The following is a 15,517-nucleotide window of genomic DNA, read 5'->3' on the forward strand; positions in this document are numbered from 1 at the left end:
CTGGAGCCCTGATCAGGTCAGGGCTCGGAACCAGAGATTCGGAGGATCAGCGTCCTTCGAAAACCACGAAGCAGGAACCCTGGCTCTGGGTGTAAGCGTCGTAACCGACGATGCGCACGTGGTGGTCGGGGTAAGCGCGATGGCAGGCCTCGAGCTCACTCACAACAACGTTGAGGTCCTTCTCACCGAAGAAGGGGAGTTTCCAATAAGACCAATAAGTGGCCATGGAATTGCTGGGGTGGACGTGCTCAACGAGCGGGCTCCAACCCTGGGCAATGATGTACGCGATCTGGTCGTAGATCTCGTCCTGGGTCATCGGCGGAAGAAAGCCGAAGGTCTCCAGGGTGGCGACTGTTTGATAGTCACCCACGGTGCTCTGGAAAGGCATGGGGATCCTGGTAGTTAGAAAAATGTTGGGCCGGTTGAATCAACCGGCCGTAAAAACGATCAGTTCTGAACGTCGAGCTTGTCGACGGTGTCGAACTCGAACTTGATCTCCTTCCAGGTCTCGAGGGCGATGGCCAGCTCAGGGCTGTGCTTACCGGCTTCCATGAGGATGTCCCGGCTTTCCTTCTCGATCTCGCGACCGGCATTGCGTGCCTTGACGCAGGCCTCGAGGGCCACACGGTTGGCAGCAGCACCTGCAGCGGAACCCCAGGGGTGACCGTGGGTACCACCACCGAACTGCAGCACGGAGTCGTCACCGAAGATGGCGACCAGCGCGGGCATGTGCCACACGTGGATACCGCCGGAAGCAACGGCGAACACGCCAGGCATGGAACCCCAGTCCTGATCGAAGAAGTTGCCGCGGCTGCGGTCTTCGGGCACGAAGGATTCGCGCAGCTGGTCGATGTAGCCGAGGGTGGTCTGACGATCACCTTCCAGCTTGCCGACCACGGTGCCGGTGTGGAGCTGGTCACCACCGGACAGACGCAGACACTTGGCGAGAACGCGGAAGTGGATGCCGTGCTTGGGGTGACGGTCGATCACCGCGTGCATGGCGCGGTGGATGTGCAGCAACATGCCGTTCTTACGGCACCACTTCGACAGACCGGTGTTGGCCGTGAAGCCACCGGTGATGAAGTCGTGCATGATGATTGGCATGCCGAGTTCCTTGGCGAACTCAGCGCGCTCGTACATCTCCTCGGGAGTGTTGGCGGTCACGTTGAGGTAGTGACCCTTGCGCTCGCCGGTCTCCTGCTCGGACAGCTTGATGGCTTCCGCAACGAATTCGAAGCGGTTCTGCCAACGCTGGAAGGGCTGAGAGTTGATGTTCTCGTCGTCCTTGGTGAAGTCCAGACCGCCGCGCAGGCACTCATAGACCACACGGCCGTAGTTCTTACCGCTCAGGCCGAGCTTCGGCTTGATGGTGCAACCCAGCAGGGGACGGCCGTACTTGTTCATCCGGTCGCGCTCGACCTGGATGCCGTTTGGCGGGCCGTAGCAGCTCTTAATGAAGGCCATCGGGAAGCGGATGTCTTCCAGACGGAGGTGGCGCAGGGCCTTGAAACCGAACACGTTGCCGACCAGGGAGGTCAGAACGTTGGTGATGGAACCTTCTTCGAATAGGTCGAGGGGGTAAGCGATGAAGGCGTAGAAGGACTCCTTGTCACCAGGGACGTCCTCGATGCGGTAGCAACGGCCCTTGTAGAAGTCGAGGTCGGTGAGGAGCTCGGACCACACAGTGGACCAGGTGCCGGTGGAGGATTCAGCAGCCACAGCAGCGGCTACTTCTTCCTTGGGCACACCTTCCTGGCCGGTGCACTTGAAGCAGGCCAGCAGGTCGGTGTCGAGGGGAACGTAATCAGGAGTCCAGTAAGTGTCCCTGTACTCCTTGACCCCAGCGTCGTACTTCTTGCTCATGGGAAAACTCCGTTAGGTCGGTGAAGGGGGGATGAGACGTTCGCGTGCCTCGTCAGAGGCTCAGCGGAAGATCTCAGTCCTTCTGACCGAGGAAGTTGCCGTTGCCCAGAGCAGGCTCCACTTCGCGGTGGGGGCGGGCAATGATGTGAGCAGCCACGAGGCCATCGCCCACGCGCTCGCAAGCATCAGCGCCAGCGCGCACAGCAGCGTTGACAGCGCCGGTTTCGCCGCGAACCAGAACGGTGACGTAGCCGCCGCCGACGAACTCACGACCGATTAGGCGCACTTCGGCAGCCTTGGTCATGGCATCAGCTGCCTCGATGGCGGGGACCAGACCGCGGGTCTCAATCATGCCGAGGGCGATGCCCATGGTTTCGTTAGCCATTGCCTACCGGGAGAAGGGGTGGAATGTTCGCTCGGGACATTGGTCTGCCGGATCCCTTCCCGTCAAGCAATTGGAAGCACAGCCAAGATCACTGTCCATAGTGAACCTGATAAGCTCAATTTATCACCCTGTCCCTCACTGTTCCGGACTGCTGTGGTAGTTCCTGTGGTCACATCCGCACAGGACGTTGCCGCACGACACCCCGATGCATAAGTTCACGCCACCGAATGGTCCCGAAGCCTTTGGCCGAGGGGTGGAATGTTCAACCCATGCCATTCGGTTTTGACGTTGATCGAGAGATTCCTACCGCTAAACCCCAAAATGGTGGGCCTTTTGAGCTCCCCGTTCGTTGCGACGTCTGATCATCGCCACTGGCAATCCCATCAAGGTTGCCGAAATCGAAGCCATGCTCGGACCGTTGCCCGTTGAGGTTCGGCGTCAACCCGACGATCTCGACGTTGACGAGACAGGGGCGACTTACCTGGAGAATGCCTCCCTCAAGGCATCTGCTGCGGCGACACGGACCAATCACTGGGCCCTTGCCGATGACTCCGGCCTTGAGGTCGATGCACTTCAGGGTGCCCCGGGGTTGTTTTCCGCTCGCTATGCCAGCGGCAACGACGCCAAAATCCAGCGTCTCCTCGACGCACTCCAGGGCTCTCCCTATCGCAGTGCCTGTTTCCGCAGCACGATGGTGATCAGCGCCCCTTCCGGCACCTGCGTGGCGTCAGCCGAAGGCGTTTGTTGGGGTGAACTGCTCACACAACCCGCCTATGCGGGAGGGGGGTTCGAATCCCTGCTGTGGGTGCGTGAAGCCCGCTGCACCTATGGCGAACTCAATCCAGCGCAACTCACCCGTCTCGGCAGCCGCGGCAAAGCTGCTCGCGCCCTGGCCCCTGATCTAAGACGTCTGCTGAACCTGAACTGAGGCTCAGCGCAGCGTGGAGCGTCGGTTGACGGTCTCGATGGCCCGCATGGCCGCCGCAGCAGCCTCCTCCACATCACCTTCACGACCGGCCAGGGTGAGACGGCCGAAGGCGCCGACGGCTTTCACGTCCACCAAGGTGATGTTGGAGGCTTTTTCCGCTTCATTCGCCGCAATCAACACATAGCCGGCGGGCTCGGTTTCGAGGATGAACATGCTCATGCCGGCCTCGATCATCGAGCCACGGCGGTTCTGGCGGTTGATCAACACCGCATGATCCGGTGTGATCGCCCGGATCACCTCCGTCCAGCTCACGTCCGCCGGAGAACGCTGCTCGACCGTGCTGCCGATGGCTTCCAGCACCACATCTCCGGAGTGGAGCACCGTGCTCTGGTCGCGGTGATAAAGCGCCATCGATCCGAAGGCACGCTCCACCACCATCTGGCCGAGGCGCACATCACTCGCCTTGAGGGCGATGTCCGTGACGCGATGAACAGCCATGCCCGGGGACACTTCCATCCATAGACAGGCGTCCCCTGGAATGGGCAGGAATCCCTGGCTCACTGAGCCCATGTAGGCCGCCAGTTGAGGCTGCAGCGAGTCGATGAACACATGGGTGCGCAGCTCAATCGACTGCACTTGGCTGTTCTGGCGCTGCAGCCTGGGGGATTCGGAATCCGTGGTCACAACACAACTCGCACCTCCCTGGGGAGGTTTCACCTCAGTGCCGGTCACGAGAGCGCTTCCACCGCGCCGCCGCTCCCGGGCCTCGAAGCTGGCGAAACGGGTCATGGCGGGGAGTGTACCGGATGAATTCGGTGGTGACGGCTATGATCACAGGCCTCAGCTGCGGTCTTGCGTGACGAAGCGCAGCCGATACCGTCCGCTTATCAACACTGAGGACCCCGGTGATGAGCGAGCAATCCCCCGTGAATGCCGTCGAACTGAATGCCGACCAGGCCCTGGGCATGGTGAGCTTCGGCTTGATGCAGCGGCTGGCGAAGGAAGGAAAGGTGGAGCTGCCCTGGCTGGAAACCGCCGTGGACAGCGAGGTGGAACGGGCCCGGCAGCTACGCCAACGCCTGGAGCTCACCGCCCTGGCCATCAACACCGGCGCACCGCTCACAACAGCGGAAGTCACCCTGCTGCTTGGCGCCCGCCCCTGCAGCGAGCAGGTGGAGCGCGGCGGACTGGTGGCTCGCCGTGTGAGCCGCAACGTCTGGCGGCTCAGCAAGCTGGACGAAAGTGATCGTTCCGACCGCTACGACGGATTCCGTCGTCGCCTCTGATCCCGAAGAGTTTCAGCGACTGAGGCTCACCAGCTCACTGGAGAGGTCAGGTTGTGGGCTGATTCCTCGGGACATGGCCAATGGCCGGGCCAACCCTGCTCAAGGAAAGTGGACCGCGGGAGGTGTTCTGCGGTCTCACCTCGATTGTGTGGCTGCACCGGCGCATGCCGGATGCCTTTTTTCTCGTGGTGGGTTCACGGACCTGCGCACACCTGATCCAGAGCGCCGCAGGCGTGATGATCTTCGCCGAACCTCGATTCGGCACCGCCATCCTCAGCGAGCGGGATCTGGCGGGCCTGGCTGACGCCCATGAGGAACTGGACCGTGTGGCCCGGGAACTGCTGCAGCGGCGACCTGAAATCCGCACCCTGTTTCTGGTGGGGTCCTGCCCCAGTGAAGTGATCAAGCTCGACCTGGCCCGGGCGGCCGAGCGGCTCAATGAGGAACTGCAGGGCCGTGTGCGGGTGGTGAATTACTCCGGCAGCGGCATCGAAACCACCTTCACCCAAGGAGAGGATGGAGCGTTGGCAGCACTGGTGCCGTTGCTGCCCGCCAGCGATGAACGGCAGCTACTCCTGGTCGGCACCCTCGCCGACGCCGTTGAAGATCGCCTGATCCACCTGTTCGGACGCCTCGGGATCAACAGGGTCAGCAGCCTGCCGCCAAGCCAGTCCACTGCCCTGCCGGCGGTGGGGCCCGGAACCACTGTGCTGCTCACCCAGCCGTTCCTCACGGAGACCGCCCGCTTGCTGCGCGACCGGGGCGCCACCGTGCTCACCGCCCCCTTCCCCCTTGGAGCCGAAGGCAGTCGTCGCTGGATGGAAGCGGGTGCCCAAGCCTTCGATGTCGCCCCCAGCCAGGTGGCGACCGTGCTGGATCCGCTGATGGAACGGGCGCGCATCGCCCTGGAACCCCATCGGCAGGTGCTGGCGGGCAAGCGCATTTTCCTGTTGCCCGAATCACAGCTCGAGCTTCCCCTGGCCCGTTTTCTGCAGCGGGAATGCGGCATGGAACTGGTGGAGGTGGGAACGCCCTATCTGAACCGCGATCAGATGGCCGAGGAGCTGGCCCTGCTGCCGGAGGGCACCCCCGTGATGGAGGGGCAGCACGTGGAACTGCAGCTCGACCGGGTGCGTGACAGCGCTCCGGACCTGGTGGTCTGCGGCATGGGCCTGGCCAATCCTCTGGAGGCCGAAGGCATCGCCACGAAGTGGTCGATCGAACTGGTGTTCAGTCCGATCCACGGCATCGACCAGGCCGGTGACCTGGCGGAGCTTTTCTCAAGGCCATTGCGGCGCCGCGAACTGATTCATCCCGCACTGCATCCGACCCAACCCGACCACCCCGTGCACGCCTGACGCCATGGATCTGACCCTCTGGACCTACGAAGGACCGCCCCACGTGGGTGCCATTCGCATCGCCGCCTCGATGGACGGGGTGCACTACGTGCTGCACGCACCGCAGGGCGACACCTATGCCGACCTGCTGTTCACCATGATCGAGCGGCGCGGCCAGCGCCCACCAGTGACGTACACCACCTTTCAGGCTCGCGATCTGGGGGGAGACACAGCGGAACTGGTGAAGCGCCATGTGCGAGAAGCGGTGGACCGCTTCCAACCCGACGCGCTGCTGGTAGGTGAAAGCTGCACGGCGGAACTGATCCAGGACCAACCCGGGGCCCTGGCACAGGGCATGGGACTGACGATGCCGGTGGTGAGCCTTGAGCTGCCGGCATACAGCAAAAAAGAGAACTGGGGCGCCGCAGAAACCCTCTATCAATTGACGCGAGGCCTGTTGAAGCAGGACGTGCCTGCCGCTCAGCCACAACATGATCCCAAGCGTTGGCAGCAGCAGGGACGTCGACCACGGGTGAATTTGCTGGGCCCATCCCTGCTGGGGTTCCGCTGCCGCGATGACGTGCTGGAAGTGCAGACGCTGCTGACCATGCACGGCATCGATGTGGCGGTGGTGGCCCCCCTGGGGGCGGGGGTTGAGGATCTCAAGCGGATCCCCGACGCCGACCTCAACATCTGCCTCTACCCGGAGGTGGCTGAATCCACCTGCATCTGGCTGGAACGCAACTTCGGCATGCCCTTCACCCGCACGGTGCCGATCGGCGTCGGCGCCACCCACGATTTTCTCGTTGAGGTGCACACCGCCCTGGGACTGGAACCACCCTCGCCGGAGGAGGGTTATCGCCGCTCACGCCTGCCCTGGTATTCCGAATCCGTCGACTCCACATACCTCACCGGCAAGCGGGTGTTCATTTTTGGGGATGGCAGCCATGCCATCGCTGCAGCCCGCATCTGCAGTGAGGAGCTGGGCTTCCAGGTGGTGGGGCTGGGCACCTACAGCCGTGAGATGGCCCGACCGGTGCGGGCAGCAGCCAAGGCGTTGGGACTGGAGGCGTTGATCTGCGACGACTATCTGAAGGTGGAGGCAGCCATGGCCGAAGCGGCCCCCGAACTGGTGCTGGGGACCCAGATGGAACGCCACAGCGCCAAACGCCTGGGACTTCCCTGCGCGGTGATCAGCACCCCCATGCACGTGCAGGACGTGCCCGCCCGAAGGAGTCCCCAGATGGGCTGGGAAGGAGCCAACGTGATCTTCGACGACTGGGTCCACCCACTGATGATGGGGCTGGAGGAACATCTGATCGGCATGTTCCGCCACGACTTTGAATTCGTGGACGGTCACCAGAGCCACCTGGGCCATGCCGGAGGGGCGGGAGCTGCCAGCGGGGTGCCCGACCTCAGCGATGGACCAGAGGTGGACGAGGACGCCCTGGTGTGGACGCCCGATGGGGAAGCCGAACTGAAGAAAATCCCTTTCTTCGTGCGCGGAAAAGTTCGCCGCAATGCTGAGGCCTACGCCCGCCAGGTGGGCTGCAAGGAAATCAGCAGTGAAACGCTGTATGACGCCAAAGCCCACTACAAGGCATGAGCAAATTCACTCAATTATTTTCAGTTAAACGATAGAAATTCTTGAATCATGCCGACAACGGACATTCAGATCTTTCGTTTGTTGGTGAAACACAGCCACAGCACATCTTCTGATGTTGAATGAATCCATCTCCTCTTGTGAAGGTCGCTGAATGACCACGACCCTGACGCGTCCCACAGATGGCGAAGGCAGTGTGCAGGTCCACCAGGACCCCTCCCTCAACATTCAGGAGGAAACCCTGGTGATCGCCGTCTACGGCAAAGGCGGCATCGGTAAGTCCACCACCTCCTCCAACCTCTCCGCTGCCTTCTCCAAGCTGGGCAAACGGGTCCTGCAGATCGGCTGCGACCCCAAGCACGACAGCACCTTCACCCTCACCCACAAGATGGTGCCAACGGTGATCGACATCCTTGAAGAGGTGGACTTCCACAGCGAAGAGCTGCGTCCGGAGGACTTCGTCTTCACCGGCTTCAACGGTGTGCAGTGCGTCGAAAGCGGTGGCCCACCGGCTGGAACCGGTTGTGGCGGTTACGTGACGGGGCAGACCGTGAAGCTGCTCAAGGAGCATCACCTACTCGAAGACACCGATGTGGTGATCTTCGATGTGCTCGGCGATGTGGTGTGTGGTGGCTTTGCTGCACCGCTGCAGCACGCCAACTACTGCCTGATCGTGACAGCCAACGATTTCGATTCGATCTTCGCGATGAACCGGATCGTTCAGGCCATTCAGGCCAAAGCCAAGAACTACAAGGTACGGCTTGGGGGTGTCGTGGCCAACCGCTCGGCGGATACCGATCAGATCGACAAGTTCAACGAACGCACGGGCCTGCGCACCATGGCCCATTTCAAGGATGTGGATGCGATCCGGCGATCCCGGCTCAAGAAGTGCACGATCTTCGAAATGGATGACGACGACGAAGCCGTCCAGGCCGTGCGCAGCGAGTATCTGCGACTGGCTCAGAATATGCTCGAAAATGTGCAGCCCCTCGAAGCCACATCCCTGAAGGACCGGGAGATCTTCGACCTGCTCGGCTTCGACTGATCAGAGTCCCACCAGCTGCATCGACAGGTCCCAGACCCGTCGAGCAGTGTCTGGGTCGGTGGCCTTGTCGGACAGCTCCTGGCTGAACTGCTGACCATCCTTTTTCTGACGGTTGCCCCAGCTCCAGTGAACGCCCGATTCGGCGAAGTCAGGGTTGGCCACCACATCCGCCACCCGTTCTCCAGCCAGGGCCTGGGAGACATAGCCGCCGGTGATGTTCTTCTGGAACCAGGGGAAGATCGTCTGAAACGCCTTGGGGGTGTTGCGGAACAAGGGTGTGTCCGCAACACAGCCGGGATACAGCGACGTGAAGGTGATCCCTGTCTCCCCGTGCAGGCGGCGATGCAGCTCCTGGGTGGTGATCATGTTGCAGAGCTTGCTGTCCTTGTAGGCCTTGCCGGGCTTGAACGGCTTGCCACTGGCCATCGACACCGGATCCTGGAAACCGGCCTCAAACCCAGACAGGTCGCCCAGATCTGCGGGAGCGGGGATGGGGATCTTGCCTCCCAGCTCCTTGGAGTTGGCCGTCACGGTGCCCAGGATCACCACCCGCCTGGAGGGGTGGCTGGAGTTCTGCAAGCGGCCCATCAGCAACTGCACCAGGAGGAAATGGCCCAAGTGGTTGGTGGCCATCGAGATCTCATAGCCCTGCGGTGAACGCTCGGGCTGTTTCAGCTTCGGTTTGTACACCGCGGCATTGCAGACCACCGCATCCAATCGATCCGGTAACGCATCAACAGCTCGACGCACACCGTCGAGATCGCCCAGATCCATCAACACGTGCTGGAGCCGGTCTTTGGGGAGATCGAGCGCATCGGCCGCAGCCGCGGCACGCTCCTGGCTGCGGTTCGCGGTGATCACCGTCCAGCCCCGCTTCACCAAGGCGCAGGTGGCATTCAGGCCCACACCCGATGTGGTGCCGGTGATCAGAACGGTGCCGGGCGCGGACATCGATGCGGAAACAGGTGGTCGCCAGTCTGCTCCTCAGTCGACCTCAGCCACCGGCAGACGAAAGGAATCTCAGCGCCAGATCACCCGCAGACGGTTGGGTGCAATCCACTGGTCCTGCTCACTCAGCAGCCGCTTCTCACCGCCGATGCTGAACAACCGATCAAATCGGTTTTGCAGTGTTTCCAATCTCTTCGCCTCAAGATTCACCACAGCCGCGATTTCGCCGTGGCGATCGAGTCGTTCCTGATAGGCGACAGACATCCTCGCAACGCTGACGCAACCCACCAGGATCAAAGCTGCTTTGGCAGCTAGGGCGATCAGGCAGCAATGCAGTTCCTGCCGGTCCAGCTGACGTTGGATTGATGCGGCGCGGTTGGCGGCGGCTTCAGCCGACGGCTGATCCGTGGATCGCGATGACTTTGTCTTGGACGCCGTCACCGCGACTGCTCAGATGACCGCTTGTAACGCAGCGATCAGGCTTCGTAAAGGCTGATGGAGAGACGCAGGGCCAGAACGGCAGCGTGGGCAGCCACCACCAGAGCGACGAACACTTCAGCTGAGGTCAGAGCAGTGGCCATGGGAAAGAAGACACAAGCGGTCCCATTCTTCTCCCTCAGCGGGGCTTCAGGCCATCATTCGCAAAGGCCTGTCACACCCATCGATGGAACCGGTTCTGATCAACGCCGATGCGATCCGGCGTCTCGACCTCACTCCCCTGCAGCCGTGGAGCAGCCAGCCGCTGCCATCGCTGCTGGAGCAGGGCCCTGCCTTGGCACTGCAGTTCGACTGGCCGCGAGATCCCTCGGATCCCCGAGAGCTGGCCGAATGTCCTGAGCCAAGGCTCTGGGCCGTGCGAGCCGATGCCCGTTTCCCCTGGCTACCACTGCTGCTGGAACGCGATCAGGGCAGTTTGATCCGCCATGTGGCCATGGTGGTGCCCCACAGCTTCAACCGCAGTGAGGGACTGCGCTTCGAGCCCCAGGCCCTCGAACTGTGGATCACCCACCGGCTGATGCAACTGGACGACCTCTGCACTGCCACGCTGGGACGCTCGCAACGGGGCAAACTCTCGCAGATGGCAGCCTCCCTTGGTTACGAGCTGGATGCGGGCTTCTGGACCCTGTTGAGCTGAGTTCAGACCAGCAGCAGATGAAGAGCCCGCCGGCAGCTGTCCAACGCCAGAACGATGGCCAGCCCCCGCAGCAGTCGCACCAGCACCACCGCATCGAAACGGTCCAGACGGCTGGCGGACCATTGGGCCGCCAGGGCAGCCACGCCCCCGAGCACCAGGCCCATCCAGGGCACCCCTCGCCCCTCATGCAGGAACTGCAGCGACGCTGCGGTAGCGGAGCAGAACACCGCCACGGTGCTGAGGCGTACCGCCCGATGGATGGGAACCCCCAGGGGTCCGTTCATCAGCGGCACCATCACCAGGCCACCACCGAGGCCGAGCATTCCGGCCGTCCAGCCGGCAATGCACCCCACCCCCGCCAACAACCCCACCTGGCCATTGGTCTCCTCGACCTCTTCAGGGGTCTCCTCCTCCCGCACGCGCACAGCGAAGGCCAGCACCACATAGATCAGCGTCTGCATCGCCAGCAGAATCCAGCCAGACACCACCCCCGCCAGACCGCCGAACAACAGCGCTGAACCAAAGGCGGACACACCGATGGCCACACCGGTTCGAACCGGCAGTGATCCACTGCGGAGATGAGACACCAGGCCCGCCAGGGCCGTTGGCACGATCGCAAAACTGCTGGTGGCCAAGGCCTGATGGGGCGGAAGATCCAGCCAGAGCAGCAAAGGCGCGAAGATCAGACCACCTCCAATGCCCAGCAGGCCAGCCAATCCTCCGGCCAGCAGGCCCAGGCCGATCAGCAGGGGGATGTCCCACCAGGGCAGCACGTCATCGCTCGCTCACGATCTCCAGCATGCCGACCGCCGGATCCCCTGGCCGACTCATTCCCCACCTGATTGGAGATGGTCCGACCCAAATGGCCATCGACACCATGCTGCTGGCCCAGGCCACGGAGGCTCCGGTGCTGCGGTTCTACCGCTGGGACGGGCCCTGGCTGTCCCTGGGACGTCATCAGCGCCACTGGCCCCAGCACTGGCATCAACTGACGCAGGGGGGACGGCTTCGCATGGTGCGTCGCCCCAGTGGCGGCCAGGCTGTTCTGCACGCGGGGGGACTCACCTATGCGCTGATCTGGCCCTCCGCTCCACGCCGACGCAAGCAGGCCTACCGGGAGGCATGCCAATGGTTGATCGATGGCTTCACCCAACTGGGGCTGCCGTTGCGGTTCGGGGACGATCCCGCCCTCGCCGGCGACAGCAACTGCTTCGCAAGTGCCACCGCGGCAGATCTCGTGGACCCTGCCGGCGTCAAACGCATCGGCAGTGCCCAGTGCTGGCAGCGCGGACGCCTGCTTCAGCACGGGGAGATCCTGCTGGACCCTCCACCGGAGCTCTGGCAGTTGGTGTTCGGCGAAGCCGCTCCGCCGGCAGCAGCACCAGCGATTGACCTGCTGAGGTTGGAGCAGCAGCTGATTGAGGCCATGGCCATGGCCTGGCCTGAGGTGAGCTGGAAGGAGTTACCCCTCAGCGAGGACGAGCGTGATCAGGTGGAGGCCCGTTCACGATCCGATGGTTCGGAAGTTGCCGCCATCGACTCGACGATCTGAGGCAACATCACCAGCCCCATCGGGTAGCGGTTATGGCGCCTTGCCTCATCGAGGATCGGAGGGGGGAGCCGCACCCCCAGTCGCTTGAGCACCGCTTCTGCGATGTCCATGCGGTCCACGGTGCCGGCGGGAAGACCGGCCGGGCTCAGCACCAAGGCCCGGCCCTGGTCAGAGGCCTCAATAACTTTGATGGCCTGCCAGATGGGCGCCGAGTCGGCCACGGAGGGGAGGGATTCCAGAGGGCGGAGATGGTCGCCGACGGTCTGCAGGTCCCACTGCTGAACAGGGAGATCCCGCAGAGGCTGATCATCCACCCAACCCAGCCAATGGGGGCCACGGCAGATCAGCACCCAATCCGCCCCTCGCTTGGCCTCGTCGTCCTGAAGACGCAGCTGACTGAGCCGACGCAGGGGCTGATCAGACTCCATCACCCTGAAGCGGCGACTGGCAGCATCCGCCACCTTCAGGTCCCGCAGCACCTGATGCAGCACCAGCATCTGGGACTGGCTGCGATTCGCGCCAAGGCCGAACCAACCGATCAGCATCAACATCACGCCGTTGAAGCCACCGCCCTGCAGCAACAGCAGGCCCCCCAGCACGATCATCAGTGTGGAGAGAGCACGGCCGGAGGCGGCTGCCACCTGCATCCCCCGCTTCTGACTGCCGCTGAACTGCCACACCAGCGCCTTGAGGATCAATCCACCATCCAGTGGCAGACCCGGCAGCAGATTGAATAAACCGAGCATCAGGTTGAGCAGGCCGAGCTGCGTGCAGAGCAACGTGAGCAGAGGACTCACACCACCGGCCGGCACCGCTGAAAGGAGCAGACCCAGGGCCAGGAGAAGACTGACGAGGGGACCGGCGGCAGCAATGCGCAGACTGCCCATTGCCGTGTTGCACTCCTTCTCGACCCGGGCAATCCCCCCCAGATGGAACAGGGTGATGCTGAGCACCTTCACCCCTTCACGGACCGCCATCACGGCATGGCCGAGTTCATGCAGCAACACCGATAAAAACAGCATGAGCGCTGTCGCCAGGCCCAGCCCCCAGCTCACCGTCAACGGGACGGCCGGCGTGATCTCAGTCGAATAACGCCCCTGGAAGAGGGTGGTGAAGATGGCCAGGGCAAACAACCAGCTGGGCTGGATCCGCAGCGGAATGCCCCGAAAGGTCAACAGGGTCCAGCCTTCTCCCACCGCTTCTCCAAGGTGTCGCTGCCCCAGAGGGGCGTGTCCTCCATGATCCTAAAGAGATCAGCCTGCAGGTTCTTGCGCGATCAATCCACCGCTCCAGCCGTGAAGATCTGCGGTCTCACCGATCCTGAGCAGGCGCTGGCGATCGCCGCCATGGGGGTCGATGCCATCGGCGTGATCGGCGTGGCAGGAACCCCCAGATACGTCAAGGACACCCCTCGCCGGGGCCTGTTCAGCCAGCTTGCGCAGCATTGTCCTGAGGTCCATCGGGTGTGGGTGGTGGCCGACGCCTCGGAAGAGGAGCTCGATGCAGCGCTCCAGGGGGACGGCACACCGACGGTGGTGCAGCTCCATGGCAAGGAAACCCCGGAGCAATGCCTGGCGTTGCGGCAACGCCACCCAAAAAAAAGCGTTTGGAAAGCCCTGCGCCTGCGCAGCCTGGAGGATCTGAAGTCTGTGGAGAACTATCTGGAGTCCGTTGATGCCCTGTTGCTGGATGCCTGGAGTCCGGATCAGCTGGGGGGCACAGGCCACCGACTCCCCCTGGACTGGTTGGCGGAAACCCGGTTACCACTTCCTTGGTGGCTAGCTGGAGGCATCAGTGCCGAATGGATCCCCGAATTACTGGAGAAGGTCTCACCCGATGGCCTCGACGCTTCCAGTCGTCTTGAGGTCCGACCGGGTTGGAAGGACCTCAAGAAAGTGAGAGCTCTGCTTTCAGCTGTTCGCCCCTGAAGCTCAGGTGCTGAGCAAGGCGTCCTGTTGACGCACCAGTTCAAAGAACTCCTGCTTCAGGCTGGGGTCGTGACGGAAATCGCCCCGCACCACGGAATTCACCATGCTGGTCTGGGGCTCCTTCACACCGCGCCACTTCATGCAGTAGTGCTGAGCCTTGATGATGATGCCGAGGCCCTGGGGTTCGCAGAGCTTCTCGATCTCGTCAGCCAGAATCATCACCGCCTCTTCCTGGATATGGGGCCGGGAGAACACCCAGTCCGCCACCCTTGTGAACTTGGACAACCCGATCACACGGGCACCTGGCTTGATCCCGATCCAGCAGTTGCCCATGATTGGGACCAGATGGTGGGAGCAAGCCGATCGCACCGTGATCGGCCCGACGGTGTAGATCTCATCCAGTTTCTTGACGTTGGGGAAACTGGCCACCTTCGGCTGATGGTGATAACGCCCCTTGAACACCTCATGGAGGTACATCCGAGACACACGCTCGGCGGTTTCGTGGGTGTTGTGATCGTTGTCGATGTCGATCACCAGGGTGCGCAGCAGATCGCGCACCTTGTCGGCCACCTCAACCTCGAGAGCTCTGAGCTCGCCAGGTTCAATGTGCTCGGCGATGTTGTCGTTGGCGAGGAACGACACCCCAGCGGCCTGAAGCCGCTCGCGAATTCGGGTCGACACCTCTGCACTGAGGCGGGGCTGGCCGTTGCCGTTGGAGATGCCATTGCTGGCGCCGTTGGACACGAAAGGGACGGTGGTGGTCATGACTATTCGTTCAGAAGGCGCCGGCAGCCGGCATGAGGGTTAAGTCTTCGATCACCTGGTTCACGGGTTGTTCTGCCAGGTTCACCAAGGTCTCTGCCGCCTGGTCGACAGTGAGCATGGCACGACGATCGAAATCGCTTTGTACGGTTTCCGCGTCCCAAAGGGGGGTGTTTACGGCACCGAGGGTAAGGGTGCAGGCACGGATTCCATGGGCTCGCTCCTCCTCCGCCAGGCAGCGGGTGAAGCTGGCCAGGGCCGCTTTGCTGACGCAGTACGCACCCCATTGCGGGAAGGCATTGCGCGCGGCATGGCTGTTGACATTGATCACCAAACCTCCGGAAGGGCGCATGGCAGGAACAACCGCGGCACAAACCTGCATGACGCTGGTGACATTCAGCTGCATCAACCACTGCCAACGCTCCAGCGGTATGGCCAGCAGATCTCCGGTGTAGGCAGCTCCCGCGTTGTTGATCAACACAGCGGGAGCTGATCCCTGCTCCAGAAGTCCGGTCAGCTCGGGGTGGATGGCCTGGGGATCGGTGAGATCAACGGAGCGGACATCCACCCGCACACCCATCGGCCGCAATTCGGTGGCCAACTGCTCAAGCTGATCACCACGGCGGGCAATCAGCTTGAGATCCCAACCCTTGCGGGCCAGCAGTTCAGCCGTTCGGCGGCCTATGCCACGACTTGCACCTGTGATCAGAGCCGTTGGCAAGTTCTGTTTGCAAACTGTGACACA

Annotated in this window: 19 protein-coding genes; 8 read left to right on the plus strand and 11 right to left on the minus strand. The window is 62.5% G+C overall.

All coding sequences use genetic code 11. The annotated features are described in order from the left end of the window. Positions 1–46 precede the first annotated feature (46 nt). From SynA1528_RS08700 to csoS1, 3 genes are all read right to left on the minus strand, one after another. Complete coding sequence (locus tag SynA1528_RS08700) at positions 47–388, minus strand: ribulose bisphosphate carboxylase small subunit (protein WP_115017056.1); 342 nt, start codon at positions 386–388, stop codon at positions 47–49. A 59-nt stretch (positions 389–447) separates the two neighbouring features. Continuing rightward, positions 448–1,863 (minus strand): form I ribulose bisphosphate carboxylase large subunit, encoded by a 1,416-nt coding sequence (locus tag SynA1528_RS08705; protein WP_011128579.1) that lies wholly within the window; start codon positions 1,861–1,863, stop codon positions 448–450. A gap of 73 nt (positions 1,864–1,936) precedes the next feature. Beyond that, complete coding sequence (gene csoS1 / locus SynA1528_RS08710) at positions 1,937–2,248, minus strand: alpha-carboxysome major shell protein CsoS1 (RefSeq protein ID WP_006169870.1); 312 nt, start codon at positions 2,246–2,248, stop codon at positions 1,937–1,939. 349 nt (positions 2,249–2,597) lie between these two features. Here csoS1 and SynA1528_RS08715 point away from each other — a divergent pair, with 349 nt between their 5' ends. Next, on the plus strand, positions 2,598–3,176 hold the full coding sequence (locus tag SynA1528_RS08715) for a non-canonical purine NTP pyrophosphatase (RefSeq protein WP_186586416.1): 579 nt from the start codon (positions 2,598–2,600) through the stop codon (positions 3,174–3,176). A gap of 3 nt (positions 3,177–3,179) precedes the next feature. Here the strand turns inward: SynA1528_RS08715 and SynA1528_RS08720 are convergent, their stop codons facing one another. Then, a complete protein-coding gene (locus SynA1528_RS08720) occupies positions 3,180–3,965 on the minus strand; it encodes a BMC domain-containing protein (protein WP_186586417.1) in 786 nt (261 codons plus the stop codon). A 119-nt stretch (positions 3,966–4,084) separates the two neighbouring features. Between SynA1528_RS08720 and SynA1528_RS08725 the strand changes: the two genes are divergently transcribed. The 4 genes from SynA1528_RS08725 (at position 4,085) to bchL (ending at position 8,447) form a co-directional block, all read left to right on the plus strand. After that, entirely contained in the window at positions 4,085–4,462 is a 378-nt protein-coding gene (locus tag SynA1528_RS08725; protein ID WP_186586418.1) for a DUF8679 domain-containing protein, read from the plus strand. A gap of 80 nt (positions 4,463–4,542) precedes the next feature. After that, entirely contained in the window at positions 4,543–5,820 is a 1,278-nt protein-coding gene (locus SynA1528_RS08730; RefSeq protein ID WP_186586419.1) for a ferredoxin:protochlorophyllide reductase (ATP-dependent) subunit N, read from the plus strand. A gap of 4 nt (positions 5,821–5,824) precedes the next feature. After that, entirely contained in the window at positions 5,825–7,405 is a 1,581-nt protein-coding gene (locus SynA1528_RS08735; protein WP_186586420.1) for a ferredoxin:protochlorophyllide reductase (ATP-dependent) subunit B, read from the plus strand. A gap of 151 nt (positions 7,406–7,556) precedes the next feature. Beyond that, positions 7,557–8,447 (plus strand): ferredoxin:protochlorophyllide reductase (ATP-dependent) iron-sulfur ATP-binding protein, encoded by an 891-nt coding sequence (gene bchL, locus SynA1528_RS08740; RefSeq protein WP_186586421.1) that lies wholly within the window; start codon positions 7,557–7,559, stop codon positions 8,445–8,447. Here bchL and SynA1528_RS08745 read toward each other — a convergent pair whose 3' ends face one another. The 3 genes from SynA1528_RS08745 to psaM form a co-directional block, all read right to left on the minus strand. Continuing rightward, a complete protein-coding gene (locus SynA1528_RS08745; RefSeq protein ID WP_186586422.1) occupies positions 8,448–9,398 on the minus strand; it encodes a protochlorophyllide reductase in 951 nt (316 codons plus the stop codon). 69 nt (positions 9,399–9,467) lie between these two features. Beyond that, entirely contained in the window at positions 9,468–9,836 is a 369-nt protein-coding gene (locus SynA1528_RS08750; protein ID WP_186586423.1) for a hypothetical protein, read from the minus strand. 35 nt (positions 9,837–9,871) lie between these two features. Further along, positions 9,872–9,976, minus strand: coding sequence for a photosystem I reaction center subunit XII (gene psaM / locus SynA1528_RS08755; RefSeq protein WP_011128588.1), 105 nt, complete (start codon positions 9,974–9,976; stop codon positions 9,872–9,874). Positions 9,977–10,059: 83 nt separating this feature from the next. On the opposite strand from psaM, the gene SynA1528_RS08760 reads away from it, so the two are divergent. Further along, a complete protein-coding gene (locus tag SynA1528_RS08760; protein WP_186586424.1) occupies positions 10,060–10,530 on the plus strand; it encodes a CRR6 family NdhI maturation factor in 471 nt (156 codons plus the stop codon). 2 nt (positions 10,531–10,532) lie between these two features. Here the strand turns inward: SynA1528_RS08760 and SynA1528_RS08765 are convergent, their stop codons facing one another. Further along, complete coding sequence (locus tag SynA1528_RS08765; RefSeq protein WP_186586425.1) at positions 10,533–11,303, minus strand: sulfite exporter TauE/SafE family protein; 771 nt, start codon at positions 11,301–11,303, stop codon at positions 10,533–10,535. Positions 11,304–11,329: 26 nt separating this feature from the next. On the opposite strand from SynA1528_RS08765, the gene SynA1528_RS08770 reads away from it, so the two are divergent. Then, positions 11,330–12,082, plus strand: coding sequence for a lipoate--protein ligase family protein (locus tag SynA1528_RS08770; protein WP_186586426.1), 753 nt, complete (start codon positions 11,330–11,332; stop codon positions 12,080–12,082). Here the strand turns inward: SynA1528_RS08770 and SynA1528_RS08775 are convergent. Next, positions 12,019–13,278 carry a M50 family metallopeptidase gene (locus tag SynA1528_RS08775; RefSeq protein ID WP_186586427.1) on the minus strand — a complete coding sequence of 420 codons (1,260 nt, stop codon included), beginning with the start codon at positions 13,276–13,278 and terminating at the stop codon, positions 12,019–12,021. The two genes, SynA1528_RS08770 and SynA1528_RS08775, sit on opposite strands and share 64 nt — an antisense overlap. Before the next feature lie 42 nt (positions 13,279–13,320). On the opposite strand from SynA1528_RS08775, the gene SynA1528_RS08780 reads away from it, so the two are divergent. Beyond that, entirely contained in the window at positions 13,321–14,010 is a 690-nt protein-coding gene (locus SynA1528_RS08780; RefSeq protein WP_186586428.1) for a phosphoribosylanthranilate isomerase, read from the plus strand. A gap of 3 nt (positions 14,011–14,013) precedes the next feature. Here the strand turns inward: SynA1528_RS08780 and folE are convergent, their stop codons facing one another. Then, positions 14,014–14,775: a GTP cyclohydrolase I gene (folE, locus tag SynA1528_RS08785; RefSeq protein WP_186586429.1), complete on the minus strand. Its 762-nt coding sequence runs from the start codon at positions 14,773–14,775 to the stop codon at positions 14,014–14,016. 10 nt (positions 14,776–14,785) lie between these two features. Beyond that, entirely contained in the window at positions 14,786–15,493 is a 708-nt protein-coding gene (locus SynA1528_RS08790; protein ID WP_186586430.1) for an SDR family oxidoreductase, read from the minus strand. Positions 15,494–15,517: the final 24 nt, after the last annotated feature.

Source organism: Synechococcus sp. A15-28, assembly GCF_014280175.1.
GTDB lineage: Bacteria > Cyanobacteriota > Cyanobacteriia > PCC-6307 > Cyanobiaceae > Parasynechococcus.

Excerpts from the sequence above, each read along its gene's own strand:
- SynA1528_RS08700 (WP_115017056.1), bottom strand. The coding sequence starts at position 388 with ATGCCTTTCCAGAGCACCGTGGGTGACTATCAAACAGTCGCCACCCTG.
- SynA1528_RS08705 (WP_011128579.1), bottom strand. The coding sequence starts at position 1,863 with ATGAGCAAGAAGTACGACGCTGGGGTCAAGGAGTACAGGGACACTTAC.
- csoS1 (WP_006169870.1), bottom strand. The coding sequence starts at position 2,248 with ATGGCTAACGAAACCATGGGCATCGCCCTCGGCATGATTGAGACCCGC.
- SynA1528_RS08720 (WP_186586417.1), bottom strand. The coding sequence starts at position 3,965 with ATGACCCGTTTCGCCAGCTTCGAGGCCCGGGAGCGGCGGCGCGGTGGA.
- SynA1528_RS08725 (WP_186586418.1), top strand. The coding sequence starts at position 4,085 with ATGAGCGAGCAATCCCCCGTGAATGCCGTCGAACTGAATGCCGACCAG.
- SynA1528_RS08730 (WP_186586419.1), top strand. The coding sequence starts at position 4,543 with ATGGCCGGGCCAACCCTGCTCAAGGAAAGTGGACCGCGGGAGGTGTTC.
- SynA1528_RS08735 (WP_186586420.1), top strand. The coding sequence starts at position 5,825 with ATGGATCTGACCCTCTGGACCTACGAAGGACCGCCCCACGTGGGTGCC.
- bchL (WP_186586421.1), top strand. The coding sequence starts at position 7,557 with ATGACCACGACCCTGACGCGTCCCACAGATGGCGAAGGCAGTGTGCAG.
- SynA1528_RS08745 (WP_186586422.1), bottom strand. The coding sequence starts at position 9,398 with ATGTCCGCGCCCGGCACCGTTCTGATCACCGGCACCACATCGGGTGTG.
- psaM (WP_011128588.1), bottom strand. The coding sequence starts at position 9,976 with ATGGCCACTGCTCTGACCTCAGCTGAAGTGTTCGTCGCTCTGGTGGTG.
- SynA1528_RS08760 (WP_186586424.1), top strand. The coding sequence starts at position 10,060 with ATGGAACCGGTTCTGATCAACGCCGATGCGATCCGGCGTCTCGACCTC.
- SynA1528_RS08770 (WP_186586426.1), top strand. The coding sequence starts at position 11,330 with ATGCCGACCGCCGGATCCCCTGGCCGACTCATTCCCCACCTGATTGGA.
- SynA1528_RS08780 (WP_186586428.1), top strand. The coding sequence starts at position 13,321 with ATGATCCTAAAGAGATCAGCCTGCAGGTTCTTGCGCGATCAATCCACC.
- folE (WP_186586429.1), bottom strand. The coding sequence starts at position 14,775 with ATGACCACCACCGTCCCTTTCGTGTCCAACGGCGCCAGCAATGGCATC.